The organism is Rivihabitans pingtungensis, from assembly GCF_003201855.1.
GTDB classification, from domain to species: Bacteria; Pseudomonadota; Gammaproteobacteria; order Burkholderiales; family Aquaspirillaceae; genus Rivihabitans; species Rivihabitans pingtungensis.
The window spans coordinates 1-3,143 of record NZ_QJKI01000047.1 but is presented as its reverse complement, the minus strand read 5'-3'; the positions used below and the strand labels follow the sequence as shown (position 1 = coordinate 3,143).

4 protein-coding genes are annotated in these 3,143 nt (G+C 59.9%); 2 read left to right on the top strand and 2 right to left on the bottom strand.

From position 1 onward, the window contains the following. Positions 1–129: 129 nt before the first annotated feature. Together DFR34_RS16640 and DFR34_RS16635 are read left to right on the top strand one after the other, a co-directional pair. Positions 130–609 carry a DUF6232 family protein gene (locus DFR34_RS16640; RefSeq protein WP_146215196.1) on the top strand — a complete coding sequence of 160 codons (480 nt, stop codon included), beginning with the start codon at positions 130–132 and terminating at the stop codon, positions 607–609. 167 nt (positions 610–776) lie between these two features. Then, positions 777–1,271, top strand: a complete 495-nt coding sequence (locus DFR34_RS16635; RefSeq protein WP_110392270.1) for a peroxiredoxin family protein — start codon at positions 777–779, stop codon at positions 1,269–1,271. A 438-nt stretch (positions 1,272–1,709) separates the two neighbouring features. On the opposite strand, the gene cowN is transcribed toward DFR34_RS16635, so the two are convergent. Together cowN and DFR34_RS16625 are read right to left on the bottom strand one after the other, a co-directional pair. After that, complete coding sequence (cowN, locus tag DFR34_RS16630; RefSeq protein WP_110392269.1) at positions 1,710–2,021, bottom strand: N(2)-fixation sustaining protein CowN; 312 nt, start codon at positions 2,019–2,021, stop codon at positions 1,710–1,712. A 66-nt stretch (positions 2,022–2,087) separates the two neighbouring features. Next, positions 2,088–2,747, bottom strand: a complete 660-nt coding sequence (locus DFR34_RS16625) for a Crp/Fnr family transcriptional regulator (protein ID WP_110392268.1) — start codon at positions 2,745–2,747, stop codon at positions 2,088–2,090. Positions 2,748–3,143: the final 396 nt, after the last annotated feature.

Sequence of the window (3,143 nt, the reverse complement as noted above, 5' to 3'; positions counted from 1 at the left end):
GCCCATTCTTCGTCGCTGACATCGGATGGGTAAGGTTTGCGGTTTTCCATGGGGCTTGGATTTTACCGCTATGGGATAGTTCAGAACAGGCTCTAGGCGCTGATGCGCATATCTCAAAAAGGAGCTGTCATGTCTGCTGATTTCCCTTCCAACTTGTCCAATCCCTTTAGCCAAAGTGGCACAACGGGCATCACTCATCTGATGGTGACCTCTGCGGCGGTGAAAATAAATCATGGAGCTATCATCCTTATTTCAAAGCATATAGTCATGCTGAGAAAAGTGATGCTGGCTGAAAAAGGGCCTTCACTTGTCGTCATCCTGATCATGACAATTCTGGGCTTGGCCGGATTGTTTACGCTTTCCATGGCCGGGCTCGTCATCGGGTTGGTACTTCTTGGGCTCGCCGGCCTGGCGATCTGGTCACGTATGAATTCCCGGACTTTTGCATTGGAGCTGGAAATGAGCTCTGGCAACAAGTTTTACATGTATTCAAAAGATGAGCGTTTTATTGAGCAGGTGATAGAAAAAATAACTGCCCAGATTGAAGATGGCACATGTGGCAAACTGGAGGTGGATGTGTTGGCAAAAAGTCAGCATGAATTGCCCTGATAGATGCGATTGATCTGACTGGATGCCTGGACCTGTGTCTTCTCGATTTTCTGTTCGCCACCTGTGTGCCGCTTCTGAAAGTATAATCTGAGGTCAGGAACATCCACCGCCCGACCCCGGTCTAGCCAGGGGCTGCGTGGGCGGCATGATTTGCAGGAAAGAAGACAATGAAAAAATGGCTGATGATCGCCGTCGCGCTGGTGGCGGCCGTGGGCGCCGGGTTGTGGTTGCGCGGTGGCGGCAATGAGCAGGCGCCGCAGGTGGCGTTCAGTTCGCTGGCTGGCCAGGCCAGCTCGATGGAGCAGTTGCGCGGCAAGGTGGTGTTGGTGAATTTCTGGGCGACCAGTTGTTCGGGTTGCATCAAGGAGATGCCGCAGTTGGTCAGCACCCATCATAAATACGCCAGCCAAGGTTATGAAACGGTGGCGGTGGCGATGAGTTATGACCCGCCGGATTATGTGCGTGAGTACGCCAGCGCGCATAAATTGCCGTTTTTTGTGACCTTGGACAGCACGGGCGGCGTGGCCAAGGCGTTTGGCGAAATTCGTCTGACGCCGACTTCGGTGTTGATCGACAAGAATGGCAATGTGGTGAAGCGTTATCTGGGCGAGCCGGATTTTAATGAGCTGCATGCGCAGATTGAGAAGTTGTTGAAGGCGTAGGGGGTATGGCGCCGCGCTCTACGCGCGGGGTTGATTTTGGGCGGGGCTTCGCCCCGCACCCGACCCCTTTTCTTTGTCTCGCCAAAGAAAAGGGGGAAAAGAAAGGCGACCCGGGTGGCGCGCCCTTCGGGTGCCCTGTGCTTCTCGAAAGTCAGGGCCGTCCCGGAATGGCGCGTCGGCTGCGCCGCCGCTTAGCCGGGCCGGACTGCCCCCTGACTTCCTGCGATGCTCGGCGCGCCACACGGGGGAAACGGCGGGCTAAGCGCAACGCGCGATGCAATAAACCCACTGATGGTGAGCATCACGTCCCCAGGCCATCTTGTTTTACCCGGCATTGAGCGCGGCGCGCTTCCGGGGGCTTTTCCCTCGCCTCCTTCACCGATCCACTACTCCCTCACACTGCGCTCTGGCGGGTTGCTCTACCCACGCAAGCCGCATTCAGCAGCACTCTTCCTCCAGCTGCAACAGCCATTCCAGCGCTTGCTGGTCGTCCCAGGTTTCGAACAGTTCGCGCACTTGATTGATGTTGCTGTGGATCAGGAACAAATCATCCGGGCGGGGGCCGGAGCCGCCTTCGCGTTTTTTCATGAAGTATTCCCAAAAGGCGTTGTTGCGTTCGGGCAGGGCGATGTGCTGGGCGATGCAGTCCATGATGCGGCGGGCGTTGCCGTCGCAGTCGATGTCCTTAAAGCTGATATAGCGGTCGGGGGCGGCGGCCTGGCGGCAGCCGCAGGGCAGCGGCGAGTTCATCGGGCGTCTCCTCTGGCAAAAAAGGGGGATGCCCGCACTGTAGCGCCGGGGCGCGCTGGGCGTCTGTCAGCTGGCTGACAGATTTTCCAGCGCCTGGCGCGAGCGCACCAGCAGTTGCCGCCGACCGGGACGGGCCAGGATGCCGTCGCGCGCCCATTGGTTGAGCAGTTGCGACACGGTTTGCCGGGTGCTGCCCAGCAGGCTGGCGATGTCTTCGGTGCCCAGCTCCAGCGGAATCAGCCAGCCATCCGCCTGCGGCTGGCCGCGCCGTTCGACCAGGCCCAATAAAAACCGCGCCAATCGGGCCGGCACTTCACGAAACGCCAGGTCGTCGATCAGGGTCACCGCATTGCGCAGCAAGCGGCCGAGCACGCGCATCATCGCCGGGGTGATGGTCGGGTCGCTGGCCAGCCGGCGGGCAAAGTCGGCGGTGTGGATGCACCACAGCGTGCATGGGCTGACGGTTTGCACATAGGTTGGGGTGTGGGTGGTGTAGATATCGCCCGGTTCGAGAAAGCTCAGGCTGAGTTCGCGGGTTTCCCCGGCCAGATACACGCGCAGGCGGCCGGATTTGACCACAAACACCTGGTCGCGGGCGTCGCCGGGGCTGGCCAGCAGATAGCCCTTGGGGTAATCGCGCGCGACAAAACCGGCCAGCCAGCCGCTGGGCTGTTCGGCCTGGGCCAGGGTGGCCAGGTCAAGGGCGTGAGGGGAGGGCGGGTGCATGCCCTTGGCTGAGCAAAAGCCGCGCCAAGGGCGATGGGCCGGCCATGCAAGGCCAGCCACCGTGTGCGGGGGCAAAGCTGACAAAGCGGGCCGACAGCCAAGCGACGGCTTGTCGGCCTGATGACATTTAAGAGTCGCTCACAAAACCCCGCGCGGTGAACCTGGTCAGGCATGTGCAGATGCGGCAAGGCCACTCTATCACGCCGGGCGGGATGAATCAGCGGCTCAAATGCCCTTGTCGTTCGGGTGCTTGATGGCTTCCTGCAGCTGCGCGTTCATCGGCAGGTTCAGGTTGACGTTCTTCGGCGGGATCGGGCTGGTGAACCACTTGGCGTAGATCTTGTTGATCTCGCCCGACTTCATCAGGCCGCTCAGGGTTTTGTCCACCAGCGCCTT